Genomic DNA, 21336 nt, shown 5'->3' on the forward strand with positions numbered 1-21336 from the left:
CTGAGGGCCGTTTCACTACTGAGATTCGGAGTCAGCCATAACCTGATAACGCAAATAGTAGTTCTGCAGTTTGTGGTACTCCTGTGCCCAGTGCTGGTCTGGGTTTTCAACACTGCTATTCAAGTTAAATAAGCTATTTTCATCACGCCAAGGATACAGCTTTTCTGCATTTGTATTGGCAAACGCGCCATGATTGGTAATCGTGCGCGAAGCGTTATATCCAATATTAACCACACCGTCTTTAGACAACATGTTTTCGCCACCTAGAGAAGTGTATTCTTGATCAGACAAGCTGAAATGATACAGCGTTGGGTAGACATCTCGATGTGAACCAATTCTATTCTGATCATATTCATAATCTGTGTGCTCTAAAATTTCATCTGGCACATACATGTAAAATGGCACACCAAACGTAAGACCAAACTCCTCTTTAGAATCCGTGGCTAGATAACGCATACGATGATCGCCCGATGCAGCTATCACGGTTTGCTTCCCTAGCGGTGACGCCTTCACACCAGTAATGAACTGCCCCAAAGAGTCGTTCGCATATTGGTAAACCTGAAGTAGATCATTCGCTTCCTCCTCCATTGAACCGAGTAACTGTTTTAAGCGCTCGCTTTCTCGTACTGGCTTAGCCTGATAATCTGAAGGCGCTCTAAATGGAGAATGATTGGTCACAGTCATGATGTATATCATCTGCGGCTTGTCTGCTTCATCAAGTAATTTACGAGCAAACTTAAAGGTAAATTCGTCTGGGACTCCCCAGGTATCCGCTTCCTTTTTAGCTTCTGGGAATGCTTTAATAATGCTATTTTCGTCATAAACAGTATCAAAGCCTTGGCGAGGTAAGTAGTTAGCGAGATTTCGCCACATACTGTTACCACCATATATAAACACAACGTCATAGCCCGCCTGTTTATACGGTAAGACAGCAGAGCTTGGTAACTCAACACGTTGTGCACTTGAGTGACTGATTGTCGGTATATCACTATGGAACAGCATCATAACAATACTGTCTATCGTCGCAGATGTACCCGCCATGAAACGCTCAAAAACAAAATCTTCATCAAAGTGTTTCCTTAAAGAACCCAACAAATCATTGTTTTCTGGATCATCTTCCACAAGCACATTGTTTCCAAGCCCCTCCATCAATGCCATAACAACATGAGGTTGATGAGCTTCTAGGTAATCATTTTTAGGCGTCGTATAAATCGGATCAGGTTGCCCTAATACTTTGATCATTTGCTGCTCGAGCGCTTGCTTAGAAATAGGCTCAAATTTGGATTGTTTTTTATAGTCACTCTTAGCCCAATCAAGCGCCATAAACGCGTTGGGCGTAATGTTATTTAGCGGTGCATATTGAGATACGTTGGCATGATAGCGCTTCAAAGGCAGCGTACCGACAGAACCTCGAGCAATAACCACTGTCACAGCAATCATAGCGACAACAGACACAGTAACTTGCCACCAATGACGAGTACCCCAGCTTTTATTCTCGAAATAGGCAATGAGCTTACTTGAGCCAACATAGCCTAATAGTCCAGCAAAGATAGCCGTCAAAAAAGAGCGTAGGATTGGGTAATCTGCCCAAGCATTTTCTAGTACCGCTTCAGTATCATCATCTATTAACCCAAAAACAAAGACATCAATATATGTCCCGTAAGTGACGTAATAGTAATAATTGGCAATCGACATTCCCGACAATAAGAAAAATATCAAGGCGCTATAACTAGGAACAACTCGAGTAAACTTTTTATAAATAGAAGAGAAGCTAGAAAGAATCAGCCCCACCAGTAACAAAGGGGCAAATCCAATTGCGACCACTTTGGCGTCAAAACGAAATCCAACCCAGAAAGCCCGCCAAACATCTGTTTCGATACCAATTAATTCTGAAGGGTTCACAACCTGAAAATAGAACAATGCACGAGATAGAGACAGGAGTGCAATACCCGCAATAAAGAGCACGATAAGTGTGCGAGTTAACTTACGATAGTTTTGGTCAAAATCCATGTTTCACGCTTCTGGATGGGATGGTCTAATCAAACGCAGCATGATATCACAGCTCAATACCATGCTCGGATCATATTGGAAAAATGGGAGCTCCAAAGATATTAGATTTGGCAAGAATCACAGAAAAACGTGTTCCTTTGGCCTATTTTCTGCTCCTGCAATTCTTCACCACAATTTGGACACGGCTCACCCGCTTTGCCATACACCTGTAACTCTTGCGCAAAATAGCCAGGCTTACCATCCGCCTGAGCGAAGTCTTTCAGCGTTGTTCCACCCTGCTTAATCGCAGTTGCCAATACTTGCTTTATTTCTTTTGTGATTAGATCCCACTCTGCAGATGTCACTTTGTTAGCAGGGCGAAGAGGATGGATTTTCGAAGAGAACAGAGCTTCATTAGCATAGATATTACCGACACCAACCACGACTTTGTTGTCCATAATAAACTGTTTAATCGCAACTCTGCGTCCTTTCGCCTTTTCAGAAAGGTGAGCGGCATTGAAATCTTCGGTTAAAGGTTCAGGACCTGAGCCTAGTAACACTGGATGTACCTCATCGGGTTTGGACCATAGCCAAGCGCCAAATCGACGAGGATCGTTGTATCGCAGGATCTTTCCGTTGCTCAATTTGAGATCGACATGGTCATGTTTACCAGGAGCCAACTCTGCATCAAGAACCCTTAATGAGCCAGACATGCCTAAATGGACAATCGCATTACCCGCCTGAGTTTGAATGATCAAATATTTCGCACGACGAGCTATCTGTTCTATTACTTCACCTTCCAACTGTTTAAGTTCTTGAGGAATATCCCACCTCAATTTTGGCGTACGAAAAGTAATAGATTTAATCGTTTGACCAACCAAGTGCGGGCTTATGCCCATACGGCTTACTTCAACTTCTGGTAACTCTGGCATATTACGCTCTTTTTAATCACAAAGGTTTAACACGATGTTCTCGCGTAAGCCCATAGATTACAACTCAAAAGTTAACCCTAAAGAGAGCCACATTAGTTCTTCCCCAACTTTTGCTTCCGCAAAATACTTGTCATTGTTGTAACCAGCCAAAACCGACGCATCATCTTCGACTAATGCAGTGGTAGTCGTATCCGTTGCAAGTTCAAAACCAAAGTAAAATGGGTAATCCTCACTGGCTAAGTTGTATTGATAGCGCACAATAGCAAATGTCCCCCATTCACCATTGGTAATAGCATTCTGATGGGTAGGGTCTAAAATTCTATCATCGACTTCGTATTGCTCTTTCGCATATAGCCCTTTGTACTCAGCCGAGATCCAATGTTGATCATTGACTCGATATCGAACACCGCCCGCGTAGGTTTTTGAATCACGAAAATCTGAATTCCCCATTGCGTACTTAGCGAAGATATCCCAAGCTTCAAGCTCATAGATAAAGCGGATACCTAAGCCACCTTCAACACTGTTTTTGGTGTGATAGAAACCCGGTTCACCAACATAAGTACCGTCTAAAAGGTTGGTGCTGACTTCAAAGGTGTGAGAGTGCACATAGAATGGTAACAAGCTTAATAAAACAACGTATCGTCTTTTCATATTGCTATCCCTAAAAACAAACTCTAGAAGTTGAGCTGTCTTTCAAGTGTAGGAAGCAAATTGCATTAGCGACAAAACAAAAAAGAAAAAAGTAATAGATTTCGGGTTGTTAGGGCATCAAGTACTCAGACTCAACCGACACCGCTAGCCACTTACCTTGCCAGTTGTTTAAGAGCCAAAAATCCGGAAGTTGATAGTAAGTGATACGCTGAGGCTCTTCTTGGTTTTGATACCACACCTCAATGGTCTGTGGTGAGGAGAGAGATGCGCTAAGGGATTGATATGTCTCAGAGTCTACTTCGGTACCGACAAGCTGCTGCCAACGCTGTGAGAGGGTTTGAGCGCTTGGTTCTGTCAGTTTTAGAGACCGGCCTTGTTCCTGATACTCCCAGCCATCCTCATTCAACACAATAGACCACTGAGAGAAGTGCATTGCGGTGATTTGGTCTGATGGGTTCAGTAGGTAAGGAAAGCCACTTTCAGACATAATTTCGGCTTCTGGCTCTAACAAATAAGTTTTAATGATCGTTGGCAGGTTGAGTACACCAATAAAGGCAATCACACTTAGAATTAGAATGTTGTTCCAGCGGCGACCACGGTATCTCATTGCTTTTGCTCATAAGTTATCAGTACAAAGAAGACTCAGTATAGCGTGAAAGTGGCGAGATATTCTATGCGGTAGATATGTGGGCAAGAGTTGCGGCAGATTATAGGTATAAAAAAACCCAGCGATAAGCTGGGTTTTTCAATTCTTTCTTCTACTTAAGAAGAGCCAAAAAAGCATCAATTACTTGATTTTCGCTTCTTTGTACATAACGTGTTGGCGAACTACTGGATCAAACTTTTTGATCTCAAATTTGCCTGGCATGTTACGCTTGTTCTTGTCAGTTGTGTAGAAGTGACCAGTACCTGCAGAAGATACTAGACGAATTTTCTCACGAATGCCTTTAGCCATTGCTTAATTCCTCTTAAACGTTTTCGCCGCGTGCACGGATATCAACAAGAACAGCATCGATGCCTTTCTTATCAATGATACGCATACCTTTAGCAGTTAGACGTAGTTTAACAAAACGTTTTTCGCTCTCTACCCAGAAACGATGAGTTTGTAGGTTCGGCAGAAAACGGCGCTTAGTAGCATTGCGTGCGTGTGAACGGTTGTTACCCGTTACTGGACGCTTACCAGTTACTTGGCATACTCGGGACATGAATGTCTTCTCCAATCGTTTCAGCTCGATATCAACCTTGGTGGCCGAACCTCTCTATCTGTAAAAAATAGAAGGTAAAAACCGTTATGGAAAACCCATACAAGGCTATCAAAGGTCGCGCATTATACTAACTTGACGCGCATTGCTCAAGACCCGAACAGATCCTTTTTAAGGATTTCGTGATCTTTTTTTGTGCAACACAGCTTGCTTGAGTAATCAGAGCTGATTTAAGGTCTAAAAATGTGGGCGAATCATAGCAGATTTCTAGCAACTAACAAGCCAAAATGTGATTCAAATCCACCCACGTTCAGCAAAAGAGACCACTTCGCCGTCGCCAACCACAAAATGGTCGAGCACCCTAATGTCCACCAGCGCCAGCGCATCGGTTAATCTGCGCGTAATTCTTCTGTCTGCCTGGCTGGGCTCTGCGACACCAGAAGGATGGTTGTGGGCTAATATCAACGCAGCTGCATTGTGAAACAGAGCCCGTTTAACGACTTCTCTGGGGTAAACAGACGCAGCGTCAATGGTGCCTTCAAACATAACCTCATCTTTAATCACCCGGTTCTGATTGTCTAAAAATAGGATATAGAAGGCTTCACGCTGGCGATCCCTTAAAACACTCGAAAGATAGAGTTTTGTGTGGGTCGGACTCGTTAGAGCATCACCTCGGTTCAGTGTCTCGGCAAGGTAGCGCTGCGTCATCTCCAGCACCGCTTGCAGTTGAACATACTTGGCCTGCCCTAGCCCTTTATGTTGGCAAAACTCTTTCTCTGAAGCAGAGAACAACTGGCGTAGCGAACCAAAGTCTTGGATAAGAAAGTCGGCCAGCTCAATAACGTTCATACCTCGGGTACCGGTCCGCAAAAATATAGCGAGTAGCTCGGCATCCGACAACGACTGTGGTCCGCGCTGCAACAGTTTTTCTCTCGGCATAGAATCGTTGGGCAAAGCTTTCAGTGTCATTAGGCGGCTCTGTTGGTGAATAAGCACCTATTGAACAAAATAAAAAACGAAAGTCGTATCTGACTTTCGTTTTTTTCGTTAACCACTACTTTTCTATGTAATTAAGCGATCCATCAAAGCTTAAAGTTTCCAACCAGATCGTGAATTTCAGATCCTGATTGCGATAACTGGGTACTGATGCCTTCTGCATATTGAAGCGTGTCATTGATATGATTCACGATTTGCTGAATCGCCACTAGGTTCTGATTGATATCCTCAGCAACCGCACTCTGCTCTTCTGCTGCCGAGGCTGTTTGAATACCTCTATCTCGAATCATACCGATAGATTGGTGCACGCCGGACAGAGATTGCTGAATCATTGACGACTCCTCAACTGTCTTCGCACCGCGCTCCTGGCTCGCCGACATAGTGGTCACTGCTCTTGATACGCCCGTTTGCAGCTGCTTGAGCATATCACCAATCTCATGGGTACTGTTTTGCGTACGGCTTGCTAGCGAGCGAACCTCATCAGCTACGACAGCAAAGCCACGACCTTGCTCACCAGCACGTGCAGCTTCTATCGCTGCGTTCAATGCAAGTAAATTGGTCTGCTCAGCAATTTCACCAATCACATCGAGCACCTTAGTAATTTGCTCGGTCTGTTGGCTCAGTTCAGCAATCGCCTCCGAGGAGCTATTCACTTCATCAACCAGCTTACTGATCCCATCAATCGCTTGATCCACTTCGCGCTGTGCTTCGGTCACTTGTCCGTTTGCATCATCAATCGCCTGTGCCGTTGCATGGGTATTACTTGCGACCTCTTTGGCTGTCATGCTCATTTCCGTCACAGCCGTCACCACTTTATCGGTTTCAAGGCAGTGGTTTTGCATTTGAGTACTGGCTTGAGACGTTTGCTGATCCAGTTGTCCAGAGACGCTTTGCACGGTATCAGCAGAACGTTGAATGTCCTGCATCAACGGATGAAGCTTGTCCATGAATTCATTGAATGCCGATGCCACCTCACCCACTTCATCCTTACTTTCCATTTTCAGACGCGCCGTTAAGTCACCGCCGCCCGCCGCCACATCTTGTAAAGACTTAGCAATATGCTGTAGTGGTTTAATGCCTTTAGACACAATAATGCTCGTCAGCACGCTAGTGATAATAAGGCCGATGACCGAGATTGTTATCGCTGACAGTGTATGTTCATTCAACTCTTGAGTACGCAGTTCACGCTGCATCGCTACTTGCTGATCAATATCATCAATGTAGATCCCAGTACCAAGTACCCAGTCCCACTTAGGTAAATACTCGGCGTAACCTAATTTTGGCGCTTGCGCATCAATACTTGGTTTATGCCAAGAGAAATAAAGGAAGCCATCACCGTTTTTAGACGCATCAATCAGCCCAGCAATAACTGCCACACCATTTTCATCTTTCAAACCGATGAGATTTTTGCCTTCCAGAGATGGTTTAATCGCATGCAGCGTGTTGACCCCTTTTGAGTCATACGCAAAGAAATAACCATCACTTTCAAAGCGCATCGCTTTAAGGATTTCTTTTGCCGCTTGTTTGTTGTTGCCATTGACGTCTGTATCGTACAGTGGCTTTATCGCTGTAACCCCCATCATCATGTAGGCTTGCAGCTCTTTTTTACGTGTATCGATCAACTCTTGTCTATCGCGAGCCAATTCCGCTTCTAAGCTATTACTGCCGTTTATGTAATAGACCACCGAGATCAATGTGGTGATCAACAACAAAGGGATCAGAGTCACCAACAGCAATTTCCCTCGACTTTTCAATACCATCTTATTCCACTACCTCATTATTGTTATTTTTCCCCTCCGATCTTGCAGAACGGGCAAGGATTGTCTGTGAAGTAAGCAAAAGTTTTATATAACTCTCAGCAATTAATATTCTGTAGTTTGATATCGATTAGCTTCTCATCAGATTTGCGGGGGCGATGAGAGATTCAGTTGTGCTAAACTCGTCGCCAGAAAATTGGAGATTTAAGATGCAAACACTAGCAGGAAAGAAAATTCTACTCGGCATCAGTGGCGGTATTGCCGCGTATAAATGTGCGGAGCTAACACGTCGCCTAATAGAAAGAGGTGCACAGGTCCAAGTGGTGATGACGCACGCAGCGAAGGAGTTTATCACCCCACTCACCATGCAGGCTGTCTCGGGTAGACCGGTGTCTGATAGCTTGCTTGATCCTGCGGCGGAAGCTTCGATGGGTCACATTGAATTGGCAAAATGGGCTGATCTAGTGCTACTTGCTCCTGCGACTGCAGACTTGATTGCTCGTATGGCAGCTGGCATGGGTAATGACCTATTGACCACACTCGTTCTTGCAACCGATTCGCCAGTCGCGGTATCTCCTGCGATGAATCAACAGATGTATGCACACCCAGCAACACAAGAGAACATTGCGACTCTGAAGCGTCGTGGCTGCCATATTTGGGGCCCAGCGGCTGGAGAGCAAGCGTGTGGTGATGTTGGCATGGGTCGTATGTTAGAGCCAATGCAGCTCGTTCACCGTTGTGAGAACTTCTTTCAGCCAAAACCTCTTGAAGGGCGTAGCGTAATGATCACTGCGGGTCCTACCCGAGAAGCGATCGACCCTGTTCGCTACATCTCTAACCACAGCTCAGGCAAGATGGGTTACGCGTTGGCAGAAGCAGCGGTTAAGCTCGGAGCAACGGTAACATTGGTCAGCGGCCCTGTTGCATTAGCAACGCCAGAAGGTGTAACACGAGTTGACGTCGAGAGCGCGCAGCAGATGTTCGATGCCGTTATGGGCTCAGCACCACGCCATGATGTCTTCATCAGTTGTGCAGCTGTGGCTGATTACCGTCCACACACGGTAGCCGAGCAGAAGTTGAAGAAGGTCGACGGTACCGATGATATGTCAATCGAGATGGTTAAGAACCCAGATATCGTCGCTTCTGTGGCGAGCATGACGCAAGATCGCCCATTCACCGTTGGCTTTGCTGCAGAAACTCAAGATGTAGAGAAGTACGCACGCGGCAAACTAGCGAAGAAGAACCTCGATATGATCTGTGCCAATGATGTATCGGTTGAAGGGCAAGGCTTCAACAGCAACAACAACGCTCTTAACCTTTACTGGAACCATGGTGATAAGTCGCTCCCGCTAGAGAGCAAAGAGGCATTAAGCTTCAAGATCTTGGAGCAAATCGAAACACTTCTTGAAGCGTAGCCGCATTTTTGCGCTGACAATACCCTGACACCTCTCGATTCTGTTGACCTAATGCTTACAGAACTATGAACAGAATTGATTGGTGTTTATAATCCTCTTCACTCATCATCCTCTCTATTAAAGGAAGTAAACAGATGGCTGGTACCCGTAAATCAAACCGTCGTGAAGAAATTCTACAAGCGCTTGCGCAAATGCTGGAGTCAGCAGAAGGCGCATCTCGTATCACAACGGTGAAACTGGCCAAGCAGGTCGGCGTATCAGAAGCTGCACTTTATCGCCATTTCCCAAGTAAAGCGCGCATGTTTGAAGGGTTAATCGAGTTCATCGAAGAGGCGCTAATGTCGCGTATTAATCGCATCCTTGATGAAGAGAAAGATACCTTAGAACGTATTCGATTAGTGCTCCAACTGATCCTTGTTTTTTCAGAACGTAACCCTGGCCTGACTCGTATTTTGTCTGGTCATGCTCTAATGTTTGAAAACGAACGCCTACGCGATCGCATCAACCAGCTGTTTGAACGTATCGAAACACAACTGCGTCAGATCCTGCGTGAGCGTAAGATTCGTGAAGGTAAATCTTTCCCTGTGGATGAAAGAATTCTTGCAGCTCAACTACTTGGTCAGGTTGAAGGCAGTCTCAATCGCTTTGTGCGTTCAGACTTCAAATATCAGCCGACTGAAAACTTTGATGCCTACTGGGCGCTACTGAGTGCTCAAATAAAATAATTTCATTAACCTAAGCGGTGCTTATGACGACACAAACCAGTTCGACACAACACGTAATCACCAAACCACCTTTTCAGCTTTCGCTACTGCACCCTAAATATTGGGGCGTTTGGTTCGGTTTTGGCTTGCTTGCCTTCATTGTTAATGTGCTGCCTTATCGCGCTCTCCTGCTGCTTGGCCGCTCTCTTGGTGCTCTTGGTGCTCGTTATGGCAAAAAGCGCGTTGCGATCACCGCACGCAATCTAGAGCTCGCATTTCCAGACAAGCCCATCGATGAAGTCGCTGCCATGGTGCAAGAGAACTTCAAAAATACGGGCATGGCACTGATTGAAACCGGCATTACTTGGTTTTGGCCTACGTGGCGCTTTAAGCGTTTACTGGTAGACAAAGACACCCAAGCGCTCCGTACTCATCAGCAGAATGGCAAAGGCGTGCTACTGTGCTGTGTGCACGCCCTCAATCTAGAGATCACTGCTCGCGGTATGGCGGTACTGGGTATTCCGGGTCTTGGTGTTTATCGCCCACACAACAACCCTGCTTACGAATTTATTCAGTACCGTGGCAGAACTCAAAATGGCAACCGCTTGATTCACCGTAAAGACGTTAAACGCATGATCAAAGTACTGCGCAAAGGAGAGATCCTTTTCTACCTGCCAGATCATGATTACGGCCGTAATAAGTCGGTATTTGTGCCTTTCTTTGCTGTCGAAGATGCCTGCACCACCACTGGTACCAGCATTCTGGCTTACACCAGTAAGTGTGCACTGGTTCCGGGCTCTGGTTTTAGAAATGAAGATGGGAAGTATGAGATCATCGCCAATGAGTCCGTGGAAGCAGATTACCCACAAAAAGATGAGAAAGCTGCGGCGGCTTACATGAACCGCTACCTAGAGAAAACCATCTTAAGAGCACCAGAACAGTGGATGTGGCTGCACAAGCGCTATAAAACCATGGAAGACCCAGAAGTGCCAAAAGGCATTCGCTACAAATAACTGAGCTTTAATCAAAAGGAAAGGGGCTGATGATTCATCAGCCCCTTGTGCATTTTATATTCTGAACAGAATCGTATTAGATGCCGTACTCAGCGCGGTACGCTTTTACAGCTTCTAGATGCTCTTTGTCTGTACCTTTCTCTTCAAGGAAAGTGACTAGGTCAGTCAGGCTAACGATTGAGATGATTGCACAACCGAAATCGCGCTCAACTTCTTGAATCGCAGACAGTTCACCTTTGCCCTTTTCTTGACGGTCAATCGCTACCAAAACACCCGCTAGGTCAGCACCGTTCGCTTGGATGATTTCCATTGATTCACGAATCGCTGTACCTGCAGTGATTACGTCGTCTACTAGCATGATACGACCTTCAAGAGCGCTACCAACTAGGTTGCCACCCTCACCATGGTCTTTAGCCTCTTTACGGTTAAAACAGTAAGGCGTATCTACATCGTGGTGGTCTGCCAGTGCAACTGCAGTTGTCGTTGCGATTGGGATGCCTTTGTATGCAGGGCCAAACAGTACATCAAATTCAATACCAGAATCAGCCAATGCTGCTGCGTAAAAACGGCCTAGGCGCGCTAGGTCACGGCCTGTGTTAAACAATCCAGCATTGAAGAAGTAAGGGCTCTTACGGCCAGACTTTAAAGTAAACTCACCAAACTTAAGTACTTCTTTCTCTAGTGCAAATTCAATAAATTCACGTTGATATGCTTTCATGCTCATCCTCTATGTTTACTCAATAAAACTTAACTTACGCTCTGCACTCCCCTTTCGGGATTTACAGACAAAAAAATAGCCCCCAATTTGGGAGCTATTAAAAATGACTAGTCGGCCAACGCTGCTTTCTGCGCTTCGACGATATCGGCAATGCCCTTATTCGCCAGGGCTAGAAGCTGCATCAGCTCTTCGTGGCTAAACGGTTCACCTTCTGCGGTGCCTTGAATCTCAATCATCTTACCGTCTTCCGTCATTACAACGTTCATATCTGTATCAGCTGCTGAGTCTTCAACGTATTCAAGGTCACATAGAGCTTGTTCACCAACGATACCAACTGAAACTGCCGCTACGTGGCCTTTCATTGGGTTCGTTTTAAGCTTTCCGCTCTCTAACAGGTGATTAATCGCGTCAGCCATTGCTACGCTCGCACCAGAGATAGACGCAGTACGTGTACCGCCATCTGCTTGGATAACATCACAATCGACTGTGATCATGATTTCACCCATCGCTTTTAGATCAACCACAGCACGTAGGCTACGAGCAATCAGACGTTGGATTTCCATCGTACGACCGCCTTGCTTACCGCTCGCAGCTTCACGACGGTTACGTGTGTGCGTTGCACGTGGCAACATACCGTATTCAGCAGTAACCCAACCCTTTCCTTGACCTTTCAACCAACGCGGTACGTTCTCTTCTACCGTTGCGTTACATAGAACCTTGGTGTTACCAAACTCAACCAGCACAGAGCCTTCAGCATAAGCTGTGTAGTTACGAGTAATTTTAATTGGACGAACTTGATCTACGGCGCGGTCATTTGGACGCATAAGTATCTACCTTATTAGTCTTATCTTTAGGTGTTTAACTATTGAAAGTGTCTGTCACCTAAGAAAGGGGTGAGACAAATTGGATTGGGGCGAGATTATATAGCAGTTTGCGGTGCAAAGCTATTTATCCTGAGACACCACTTATCCTGAAAAGCTTATAAACCTAAAAAGCGATGGACGCACATAGCACTCCGTATCGTGATACTATGCGTGCGCGTTATTTTCAGAATGATAAAAGACAGGAAAATTCGATGATTTATAGTATGACGGCATACGCACGTAAAGAAGTAAAAGGCGATTGGGGTACAGCAGTGTGGGAAATCCGCAGTGTAAACCAACGCTACCTTGAAACTTACTTCCGCATGCCAGAGCAGTTCCGTGGCCTAGAGCCAATCCTTCGCGAGCGTTTTCGTAAACGCCTAGCACGCGGTAAGGTGGAGTGTAACCTGCGCTTTGAAGCAAACCCTGCAGCAAAAGGTGAGCTGAGCATCAACGAAGGCCTAGCACAGCAAGTGATCAATGCGGCGAACCAAGTAATGGGAATGACTGGCGAAGAGAGCCGCCTGAACCCGTTCCAAGTAATGAACTGGCCAGGTGTGATGGAAACACCAGAGCAAGACATGGACGCGATCAACAAAGACCTTCTAGCTGCGTTTGATGACGCAGTCAAAGATTTCATTGACGCACGTGGCCGTGAAGGCGACAACATGAAAGCTCTAATCGAGCAACGCCTAACTGCAATCACAGAAGAAGTTGTTAAAGTTCGCGCACGCATGCCTGAGATCCTAGAGTGGCAACGTGAGCGTCTGCTTAATAAATTTGAAGAAGCGAAGATTGAACTTGAAGGTGCACGTGTTGAGCAGGAGCTGATCCTTCTGGCTCAGAAGTCTGACGTAGCAGAAGAGCTAGACCGTTTAGATTCTCACGTGAAAGAAGCAACGAACATCCTGAAGAAAGGTGGTGCGTGTGGCCGTCGTTTAGACTTCATGATGCAAGAGTTCAACCGTGAGTCAAACACACTAGCATCTAAATCTATCAGTACTGACATCACCGCATCTGGTGTAGAACTTAAAGTTCTTATCGAGCAGATGCGTGAGCAGATCCAAAACATTGAATAATCTATTAGGTTTCGACCTAACATGATTCGAAAATAGCTCCTGATCTCAGGGGCTATTTTTTATAGCAAGTATAGTTCCTCTCTTCTGCATGCCCTTTGCTAAACAAGAACAGGTGCTCACCTTGCACTTTGTACATCAATTCAATTTTAGCTCTCACCAAGGCATCCATGTCACGCACAAGGCTGCCACTATCGGCAGGCTTTAAATCCCAATCGATATGATGGTAGGCAACCGATAGTAGACCATTTTCAGCGATGTAATCCGCTTCAAAATAGACTTCATAGGGTTTGGTGCCCTCAGCCGCTGTTTTAAAGTGACCCTTTTGAAAAATCAGCAACGTTTTATCTGAGGTGAACTCTAAGATAGAGCGATCAGCGATCTCTTGATAACCGCTATAGCCTTGCGTAACAAACCCCTCATCGAGTTGTACACATGCCCAGCGCGTACCCGCCAAATGTTGCTGATCAAACTTCCATTGATACAGCCCGATAGCGATAACACTGACAAAGAGTGCGATGTTGAAAGCGATGATTGTTTTTAACCGCATATAGCTCTCGCCCTCTTAATGGCTTTTACGACTGTCTGTGGAATCTGCTCGATTGTCACTGAATGGTTCACATAACTAGCGTTCTTGCTGCCATGTTTGGCAAACGCGAAGGCTTTAATCAGGTAAACGCCATCGTCATAAGCCGACTCTGCTACTCTCAGATATACATCTGCATGACAGGTAGGAATAGACTGAGTTGCTAACTCATACGCGAGAAGCTGTCCGTCGCTGATCAAATATGCGCTGTCGTGAAGGTAAAAGTCGGTCGCACCAACTTGAAAGTGCTGATACTCGCTTGGTTGGATAAAGTCTGGTTTTCTTATAAAAGGTTTAGCCTGCAAGACAAAAATCAGACAGGCAAGTAGAACCACTGTTACCACACCATGCCACAGATACAGGTTCTCTTTGTGTTTGATAGGCGTGCTAACTTTGATAGGTTCATCGCCTTTGCTTGATGTTTCCGGGATAACCTCGCTCTCTTGGCTTACTCGAATCGTTCGCTCTTCGACCTTCTTTTTTACTGGCTCTTCAGCGCAGTGAATTTCAAGTACGTAGCCAATCTTACTCACCGTTCTGATAGTGACGTCAGTAGCGCCTAATTGTGCGAAGCTTTTTCTTAAACCAGAAATGACATTAGTGATCGCTTGGTCGGTAACTAGAGCACCTTCCCAGCAAGTTTCAAACAAACACTCACGGGTCACGTGGGCACCTTGATTCTCTAACAGCAAGCTCAAAACGGCATAGGGCAGCGGGCGCAATTGGATGCTCTCGCCTTCCACACTCGAGAGTGTTCGAGTGGTAGGATCAAGTATCAAATTGGAAAAATAGACTCTATGCATAGGCTCACTGTTACTAGGCTTTGAGCAAATTTCACTCAAAAATATACCGCGGTGATTATGATCCTATCATTACTGACTCTGTGGTGTAAGTGGTAGTCTGAAATCTACTACCAATTCAAAGAACAGTGCCAATAAAAAATACACCATTAAATATATCAATGAGTTACACGATAAATATAAAAAGAAATAAAAAGAAAAGCGTCAATAAACCGACAATTCGTGAAGTTTAAATGAAATCCATCTTTAGTTTTATATTGAAAGTGAACACACAATGCACACTGTTTTTTTATCCCCGATGAGATTAATAAAATGAAAAAAGCAGTGATCCTCTTGGCAGCATTTTCTACCTTTGCAGGTGCTCAAGAGCAAGCCGTAGAAAAAGACGTATCTGGTTTTTATTTAGGCGGTGGTTTCGGTACCACAACTTATGATGATGACGTGTCTGGCTCAACACTAGAAACCAATGATTCAACCTTTAAACTAATCGGTGGTTACCAGTTTAACCGTATCGTCGGTATCGAAGCGCAGTACACCAAGTATAGTGATGTAACAGCACCGCAAACTTCTGGTGCATTAGAACCTACTGCCATTTCTGTTGCTGCAAACCTTGGTTACACTTTCGACAGCGGCTGGCGCCCATTCGGTACCGTTGGTTTATCACAAGTATCAATTGATGTTCCTTTCGGAAAAGATGAAGATGAGACAGCTCTGCGTTTAGGTGCAGGTGTTGAATACACCCCTGCAAGCCTGGAGCATTTAAACTTCCGTGTTGCATACGAAGTTGACACATTCAGCATCGATACGGGCTCCCCTGAATACGACGTTACTTTCCAACTTGGTAGCTTCTACGCAGGTGCAACCTACAAATTCTAATAACTAACACTCTGTTAGCTAGAAAGCAAAAGGGCGACTCAATGTCGCCCTTTTCAATATTAGCCTACTTTCACTCACCATTACTCATCTGGCTCTTGAGTTCGTCTATCTACATATGGCCAATAATGGTGCCCTACTCGAATCAGTAGTGTCGCAGCCGCAAGAATAAATGCGGCCACCGCCAGCCAAACCACCAGCACCGCATCCAACTCTTTCATACCTAGCGTGATGTATCGGGCAATCGCCATCATTGCGATATATATAGGATATCGAACAGGGATCTTACCGTTCACCACAAATTGCTGCACCATAGCCAACACTTCGAGATAGATGAACATCAGCAGGATGTCAGTCAAAAGAACGCGTTTTTCAGCAAACACATGCATGAACTCTTCGACCATCGCAAACAGGGTCGCCAATGTAATGGCCACCAGCAGTACGGCTTCAAGAATATGGAATATCTTCAAGAAAGGTCGACTAAAACCTTTTGGTAAATGAGAAGGCATAAACACTCTAATTACTAATTAAATTTGCCAATACAATAGCATGCCTCTATCAAAGTGGCGTTATCTGTTATGACCAACTTTAGGCGTAGAGCGTGACAGCGATGTGAATACTTATCCAACATACAAAAAAATGGCCCTGCACAATGCAGAGCCACTATCAAAACATCAATATCGACTACAGAAGCACTAGGTACACAAGGAACACAACCGACAGTCCGTAAATCAGTGGGTGCACCTCTTTGCCTTTACCCGCTACAACCATAGTAAATGCGTAGCTGATGAAGCCCATCGCCATGCCGTTCGCCGGAGAGAAGCTCAATACAGTAAACATGATAGTGAAGAAGGCTGCGATACGAGACTCTTTCTTCTCCCAGTTAATCTGACCAAGGCGACCGACCATGTAGATACCTACTACTACCATCGCTGGTGCAACCATAGCTGCCGAGAAGATAGAGAAGATTGGGTATAGGAATAGTGAGATTAGGAACAGACCCGCAACCATTACAGCGGCAAGACCCGTCTTCGCACCTTGAGAAGAAGCAATACCCGACTCAGAGAAAGCCGTAATCGAAGTGGTACCCAGAACAGAACCAATAACCGTACCGCCAGCATCTGCGACTAGTGCTGACTTCGCGTTTGGCACTTTACCGTCTTTATCAATGATACCCGCATCACGACCAACACCAACAATGGTGCTCAAGCCATCAAAGAAATCGACAATCAGGAAGATAAGAACGATGAACAGTAGATCAAACATTTTCTCTGGCGTAAAGGCCGAGAAATCAAAGATCGCACCGAAGCTGCCCGCCATGCTTGGTGGCATAGAAATTAGCTCATCAGGGATTGGTGCATTCGACGTCCCCATGAGCAAATCAGCGATGATAGTCAGAGCAATCGCCGAAACAAACGAGATAAACGTTGCCAGCTTAATATCACGAACCATACAGCCAAGCGCAATGAAGATACTCACGTAAGCGATGATCACTTGTGGGTCTGAGATGTCACCTAGGCCAACCAGTACAAACGGGTTAGAAACGATGATGCCGGCGTTTTTAAGGCCTAAGAAAGCAATGAATAGACCAAGCGATACCGTGATCGCCAACTTCAGATCTTCTGGAATCGACTCAATCATCGATTTACGAATGTTGGTCAATGAGAACGCAAGGTACAAAATGCCCGATAGGAAAATACCAAATAGCGCTTCATTCCACAGCACCGCCACCGAACCGCTTAGCAGCAGGCCTTTAAAGAAGCCGTTCATGCTCATACCCGGAGCCAACATTACCGGGTAGTTACCCCAGATACCCATGATTAGGGTTGAGATAGCCGCAGCCAAAGCAGTTGCCGTAAATACCGCACCTTTATCCATACCTGGAATACCACCAAGAATGGCAGGGTTCACCGCTAGGATGTAGCTCATCGCCAAGAAAGTAATGAAACCTGCGTATAGCTCGGTGCTAATCGTGGTCTTTCTTTCAGAAATCTTAAATAGAGAATCCAGCGAACCAGATGAGGTGTTTTGGGCCTTAAGGGTGGAATCGGTACTCACAACAAAACCTATGCAAAAAAATAAGAAATTGAAGATTCAAATGCTGCGAGAAAAAGAGAGGTTTCTGCACTAAAAACTGTAGTCACCAAGATAGGCTCGGTAGTAGAAACATCTAGTCCATATCACTAGATATATACAGCATTTAATCGTTTGCGCGGATTGTAAGGGTTAAGATTAAAACTTCAACAAATTTTGTCTAGATCACATAAAAAAGTACCAATAGCCACTTATCGCATTTCTAGAAAGATCCTTGAGAAGATCATTTGCCAATAAATAACGATCAAGCCAGTTGTTCTGAATCATTGAAATATGCTACTCTTCGCCTCCATTTTTCTGACCTAATTTTCACCACATTGCGTGTACACTGTGCACAGCAGAGGTGAGCAAGAGTTCGGTCAGTGCTATCTTTTATAGTGAAGAGCAACATCTTCACTCAATCCAACCAACAGTGGAAACATACAGATGGGCAAAGGTACTCTTTACATCGTATCTGCACCTAGTGGCGCAGGTAAATCGAGCTTGATCTCAGCAATGCTAGAAACCAATCCAACCTACGCAATGAAGGTATCTGTTTCACACACCACTCGCGGTATGCGCCCTGGTGAAGAGAATGGTGTTCATTACCACTTCGTTGAAAAGCATCACTTCGAAGACCTTATCGGTAAAGGTGAGTTCTTAGAGTATGCAGAAGTGTTTGGTAACTACTACGGTACCTCTCGCGTATGGATTGAAGAGAACCTAGAGCGCGGTATCGACGTGTTCTTAGATATCGACTGGCAAGGTGCTCGTCAGATCCGCGAACAGATGCCTCGAGCGAAGAGTGTATTCATTCTGCCACCATCAAATGGTGAGCTAGAGCGTCGTCTGAATGTTCGTGGTCAAGATAGTGCAGAAGTTATTGCGAAACGCATGAGCGAAGCGAAGTCAGAAATCTCTCATTATAATGAGTATGACTATGTGATCGTGAATGATGACTTTGATGCAGCCCTTATGGACTTCAGAGCTATCATCCGTGCGGAGCGCTTAAAAGAAGATAAGCAAGCAGCAAAATACAGCGGCATGCTTACCGCTCTACTGGCGGAATAGTCTAGCAAGGCTAGATTTTCCATTGAGATAAGTATACGGTGATCTAGAAAGTCACTAATTAAGCTTGTATACTTTCTCGTCATTCAAAATTTATTAGTTAACTATTTGGAGTCCTCATGGCACGCGTAACTGTTCAAGACGCTGTTGAAAAAGTTGGCAACCGTTTCGACCTAGTTCTTATTGCGGCTCGCCGCGCTCGTCAAATGCAAACTGGCGGTAAAGATTCACTAGTGCCTGAAGAAAACGATAAGCCAACGGTTATCGCACTTCGTGAAATCGAAGAAGGTCTTATCACTAAAGACGTACTAGATGCTCGTGAGCGTCAAGAGCAACAAGAGCAAGAAGCAGCTGAGCTTGCAGCAGTAAGCAGCATCGCTCACTCTCGTTAACTCTTATTCGCAAAAAGCGTCATTGTTATTCGAACTAATTAACCTTCCGGGCCTTTAATTTGTATCTATTCGATAGCCTCAAAGACGTTGCCCAAGAATACCTAACAGAGCCTCAAATTGAGGCTCTGCGTCAATCTTATGTGGTAGCGAGAGATGCCCATGAAGGGCAAACCCGCTCAAGCGGTGAACCATACATTATCCACCCTGTTGCTGTTTCACGTATCCTAGCTGAAATGCGCCTTGATATCGAAACACTCCAAGCAGCCCTACTCCACGATGTAATTGAAGATACTGAAGTTACAAAAGAAGAGTTAGAAGCGCAGTTTGGTAACACAGTGGCGGAGCTTGTTGATGGTGTTTCTAAGCTGGATAAGCTTAAGTTTCGTGATCGCAAAGAAGCGCAAGCAGAGAACTTCCGTAAAATGGTTCTCGCAATGGTGCAAGACATCCGCGTTATCTTGATCAAATTAGCAGACCGAACACACAACATGCGCACGCTCGGGGCACTTCGCCCAGACAAAAAGCGTCGTATTGCACGTGAAACTCTAGAGATCTACTCTCCTCTTGCTCACCGTCTTGGTATTCATAACATCAAGACTGAACTAGAAGAACTTGGCTTTGAAGCCCTTTATCCAAACCGTTACCGAGTTCTTAAAGAAGTGGTGAAAGCCGCTCGTGGTAACCGCAAAGAGATGATCCAACGTATCCATAGCGAGATTGAAGGTCGCCTCGAAGAGGTTGGCTTACCTGCTCGCGTATTTGGTCGTGAAAAGAACTTGTTCTCCATCTACAACAAGATGAAAACCAAAGAGCAGCGCTTCCACACCATTATGGATATCTACGCATTCCGCGTCGTGGTAGACACTCCAGACACCTGTTACCGTGCTCTAGGTCAGGCTCATAGCTTGTATAAGCCTCGTCCCGGTCGCATGAAAGACTACATCGCAGTACCGAAAGCCAACGGCTATCAATCTCTGCATACCTCTATGATCGGCCCTCACGGCGTTCCTGTTGAAGTACAAATTCGTACAGAAGACATGGACCAAATGGCAGATAAAGGTGTAGCGGCGCACTGGTCTTACAAAGGCAATGGTACTCGTAGCAATGGCACGACCGCGCAAGTGAAAGCTCAGCGTTGGATGCAGAGCCTACTTGAGCTTCAACAAAGTGCCGGTAACTCGTTCGAATTCATCGAGAACGTTAAGTCTGATCTATTCCCTGATGAGATTTTCGTCTTCACACCGAAAGGTCGTATCGTTGAGCTGCCAGCAGGCGCAACAGCCGTCGACTTCGCTTACGCAGTACATACTGACGTTGGTAATATGTGTGTTGGCGCACGTGTAGACATGAACCCGTACCCACTAAGCAAAGCCCTGAAGAACGGTCAGACGATCGAAATCATCAGCGCACCAGGTGCTCGCCCGAATGCGGCATGGCTTAACTATGTGGTGACTTCTCGCGCTCGTACCAAGATTCGTCAGGTTCTTAAGACCATGCGTCGTGAAGAGTCGGTAACCCTAGGGCGCCGCCTACTTAACCATGCACTGGGTGAACACTCAATTGGCGATATCGCTCAAGAGAATGTCGATCATGTTCTATCTGATCTGCGCTTAGAGTCGATTGAAGACCTACTGGCTTCGATCGGTCTAGGTGAGCTGATGAGTATCGTGATTGCCCGTCGTCTACTGGGTGATGCGGACGAGCTGACAGAAGTGAACAACGACAGCGATACACCGAAGAAGAAGCTGCCTATCCGTGGCGCTGAAGGTCTATTGCTGACATTTGCCAACTGTTGTCACCCGATCCCAGACGATCACATCATTGCCCATGTATCTCCAGGTCGTGGCCTTGTGGTTCACCGTGAAACGTGTCCAAACGTTCGTGGTTACCAAAAAGAACCAGACAAGTACATGGCGGTGGAATGGTCTGACGATTACGACCAAGAGTTCACAGCAGAGCTTCAAGTCGACCTTCAGAACCACCAAGGTGCACTGGCCGAGCTAACCAATGTTATCTCAAAAACAGGCTCAAACATTCACGGTATCTCGACAGAAGAACGTGATGGGCGCCTATACACAGTGACAATCTTGCTGACCACCAAAGATCGTGTGCATCTTGCGAGCATTATGAAGAAGCTGCGTGTTATGCCACATGCGCTGAAGGTAAGACGTCGTAAGAACTAGCTAGAAAAGCAGATAGATAAAGCAGATGAGAGATACGAATGTCGT

22 protein-coding genes and 1 riboswitch are annotated in these 21336 nt (G+C 45.5%); of the genes, 8 read left to right on the forward strand and 14 right to left on the reverse strand.

Going from position 1 to position 21336, the window contains the following annotated elements; all coding sequences use genetic code 11:
- Window positions 1-15: 15 nt before the first annotated feature.
- From AC6R05_RS02400 to AC6R05_RS02435, 8 genes are all read right to left on the reverse strand, one after another.
- Window positions 16-2010, reverse strand: coding sequence for an LTA synthase family protein (locus tag AC6R05_RS02400; protein ID WP_500646491.1), 1995 nt, complete (start codon window positions 2008-2010; stop codon window positions 16-18).
- A 101-nt stretch (window positions 2011-2111) separates the two neighbouring features.
- On the reverse strand, window positions 2112-2921 hold the full coding sequence (gene mutM / locus AC6R05_RS02405; RefSeq protein WP_500646492.1) for a bifunctional DNA-formamidopyrimidine glycosylase/DNA-(apurinic or apyrimidinic site) lyase: 810 nt from the start codon (window positions 2919-2921) through the stop codon (window positions 2112-2114).
- A gap of 57 nt (window positions 2922-2978) precedes the next feature.
- Window positions 2979-3572, reverse strand: a complete 594-nt coding sequence (locus AC6R05_RS02410) for a hypothetical protein (protein WP_500646493.1) — start codon at window positions 3570-3572, stop codon at window positions 2979-2981.
- A 109-nt stretch (window positions 3573-3681) separates the two neighbouring features.
- A complete protein-coding gene (locus tag AC6R05_RS02415; protein WP_500646494.1) occupies window positions 3682-4179 on the reverse strand; it encodes a hypothetical protein in 498 nt (165 codons plus the stop codon).
- A 180-nt stretch (window positions 4180-4359) separates the two neighbouring features.
- Window positions 4360-4527, reverse strand: coding sequence for a 50S ribosomal protein L33 (rpmG, locus tag AC6R05_RS02420; protein ID WP_002535344.1), 168 nt, complete (start codon window positions 4525-4527; stop codon window positions 4360-4362).
- Window positions 4528-4540: 13 nt separating this feature from the next.
- Complete coding sequence (gene rpmB, locus AC6R05_RS02425; protein ID WP_004728407.1) at window positions 4541-4777, reverse strand: 50S ribosomal protein L28; 237 nt, start codon at window positions 4775-4777, stop codon at window positions 4541-4543.
- A gap of 291 nt (window positions 4778-5068) precedes the next feature.
- The gene (gene radC, locus AC6R05_RS02430; RefSeq protein ID WP_032551143.1) at window positions 5069-5743 is read right to left on the reverse strand and encodes a RadC family protein; all 675 of its coding nucleotides are present in this window, start codon (window positions 5741-5743) and stop codon (window positions 5069-5071) included.
- A gap of 113 nt (window positions 5744-5856) precedes the next feature.
- Window positions 5857-7530, reverse strand: coding sequence for a methyl-accepting chemotaxis protein (locus AC6R05_RS02435; RefSeq protein ID WP_500646495.1), 1674 nt, complete (start codon window positions 7528-7530; stop codon window positions 5857-5859).
- Window positions 7531-7736: 206 nt separating this feature from the next.
- Here AC6R05_RS02435 and coaBC point away from each other — a divergent pair, with 206 nt between their 5' ends.
- The 3 genes from coaBC to AC6R05_RS02450 all read left to right on the forward strand — a co-directional run bounded on the left by coaBC (window position 7737) and on the right by AC6R05_RS02450 (window position 10659).
- Complete coding sequence (gene coaBC / locus AC6R05_RS02440; RefSeq protein WP_500646496.1) at window positions 7737-8942, forward strand: bifunctional phosphopantothenoylcysteine decarboxylase/phosphopantothenate--cysteine ligase CoaBC; 1206 nt, start codon at window positions 7737-7739, stop codon at window positions 8940-8942.
- A gap of 134 nt (window positions 8943-9076) precedes the next feature.
- Complete coding sequence (slmA, locus tag AC6R05_RS02445) at window positions 9077-9667, forward strand: nucleoid occlusion factor SlmA (RefSeq protein ID WP_032551139.1); 591 nt, start codon at window positions 9077-9079, stop codon at window positions 9665-9667.
- A gap of 23 nt (window positions 9668-9690) precedes the next feature.
- Window positions 9691-10659, forward strand: a complete 969-nt coding sequence (locus AC6R05_RS02450; RefSeq protein ID WP_500646497.1) for a Kdo(2)-lipid IV(A) acyltransferase — start codon at window positions 9691-9693, stop codon at window positions 10657-10659.
- A 76-nt stretch (window positions 10660-10735) separates the two neighbouring features.
- Here AC6R05_RS02450 and pyrE read toward each other — a convergent pair whose 3' ends face one another.
- Window positions 10736-11377: an orotate phosphoribosyltransferase gene (gene pyrE, locus AC6R05_RS02455; RefSeq protein ID WP_026000307.1), complete on the reverse strand. Its 642-nt coding sequence runs from the start codon at window positions 11375-11377 to the stop codon at window positions 10736-10738.
- A gap of 107 nt (window positions 11378-11484) precedes the next feature.
- Window positions 11485-12201, reverse strand: coding sequence for a ribonuclease PH (gene rph, locus AC6R05_RS02460; RefSeq protein ID WP_500646498.1), 717 nt, complete (start codon window positions 12199-12201; stop codon window positions 11485-11487).
- Window positions 12202-12452: 251 nt separating this feature from the next.
- Here rph and AC6R05_RS02465 point away from each other — a divergent pair, with 251 nt between their 5' ends.
- The gene (locus AC6R05_RS02465; RefSeq protein WP_032551135.1) at window positions 12453-13319 is read left to right on the forward strand and encodes a YicC/YloC family endoribonuclease; all 867 of its coding nucleotides are present in this window, start codon (window positions 12453-12455) and stop codon (window positions 13317-13319) included.
- 52 nt (window positions 13320-13371) lie between these two features.
- Here the strand turns inward: AC6R05_RS02465 and AC6R05_RS02470 are convergent, their stop codons facing one another.
- Window positions 13372-13866, reverse strand: a complete 495-nt coding sequence (locus tag AC6R05_RS02470) for a hypothetical protein (RefSeq protein ID WP_500646499.1) — start codon at window positions 13864-13866, stop codon at window positions 13372-13374.
- Entirely contained in the window at window positions 13857-14705 is an 849-nt protein-coding gene (locus AC6R05_RS02475; RefSeq protein WP_500646500.1) for a winged helix-turn-helix domain-containing protein, read from the reverse strand. The genes AC6R05_RS02470 and AC6R05_RS02475 overlap by 10 nt, the downstream gene beginning before the upstream one ends.
- Before the next feature lie 309 nt (window positions 14706-15014).
- Here AC6R05_RS02475 and AC6R05_RS02480 point away from each other — a divergent pair, with 309 nt between their 5' ends.
- The gene (locus tag AC6R05_RS02480) at window positions 15015-15578 is read left to right on the forward strand and encodes a porin family protein (RefSeq protein WP_500646501.1); all 564 of its coding nucleotides are present in this window, start codon (window positions 15015-15017) and stop codon (window positions 15576-15578) included.
- A gap of 80 nt (window positions 15579-15658) precedes the next feature.
- Here the strand turns inward: AC6R05_RS02480 and AC6R05_RS02485 are convergent, their stop codons facing one another.
- Together AC6R05_RS02485 and AC6R05_RS02490 are read right to left on the reverse strand one after the other, a co-directional pair.
- Window positions 15659-16084, reverse strand: coding sequence for a phosphate-starvation-inducible protein PsiE (locus tag AC6R05_RS02485; RefSeq protein ID WP_032551132.1), 426 nt, complete (start codon window positions 16082-16084; stop codon window positions 15659-15661).
- A gap of 175 nt (window positions 16085-16259) precedes the next feature.
- Complete coding sequence (locus tag AC6R05_RS02490) at window positions 16260-17633, reverse strand: NCS2 family permease (protein ID WP_500646502.1); 1374 nt, start codon at window positions 17631-17633, stop codon at window positions 16260-16262.
- Between the two features lie 59 nt (window positions 17634-17692).
- A riboswitch (purine riboswitch) is annotated at window positions 17693-17792 on the reverse strand.
- A 303-nt stretch (window positions 17793-18095) separates the two neighbouring features.
- On the opposite strand from AC6R05_RS02490, the gene gmk reads away from it, so the two are divergent.
- The 3 genes from gmk to spoT all read left to right on the forward strand — a co-directional run bounded on the left by gmk (window position 18096) and on the right by spoT (window position 21291).
- On the forward strand, window positions 18096-18719 hold the full coding sequence (gmk, locus tag AC6R05_RS02495) for a guanylate kinase (protein WP_500646503.1): 624 nt from the start codon (window positions 18096-18098) through the stop codon (window positions 18717-18719).
- 116 nt (window positions 18720-18835) lie between these two features.
- Window positions 18836-19108 carry a DNA-directed RNA polymerase subunit omega gene (gene rpoZ / locus AC6R05_RS02500; RefSeq protein WP_004741437.1) on the forward strand — a complete coding sequence of 91 codons (273 nt, stop codon included), beginning with the start codon at window positions 18836-18838 and terminating at the stop codon, window positions 19106-19108.
- Between the two features lie 59 nt (window positions 19109-19167).
- Window positions 19168-21291 carry a bifunctional GTP diphosphokinase/guanosine-3',5'-bis pyrophosphate 3'-pyrophosphohydrolase gene (gene spoT / locus AC6R05_RS02505; RefSeq protein ID WP_032551128.1) on the forward strand — a complete coding sequence of 708 codons (2124 nt, stop codon included), beginning with the start codon at window positions 19168-19170 and terminating at the stop codon, window positions 21289-21291.
- Window positions 21292-21336: the final 45 nt, after the last annotated feature.

Source organism: Vibrio sp. R11-SG3-ISO9 (genome assembly GCF_059834255.1).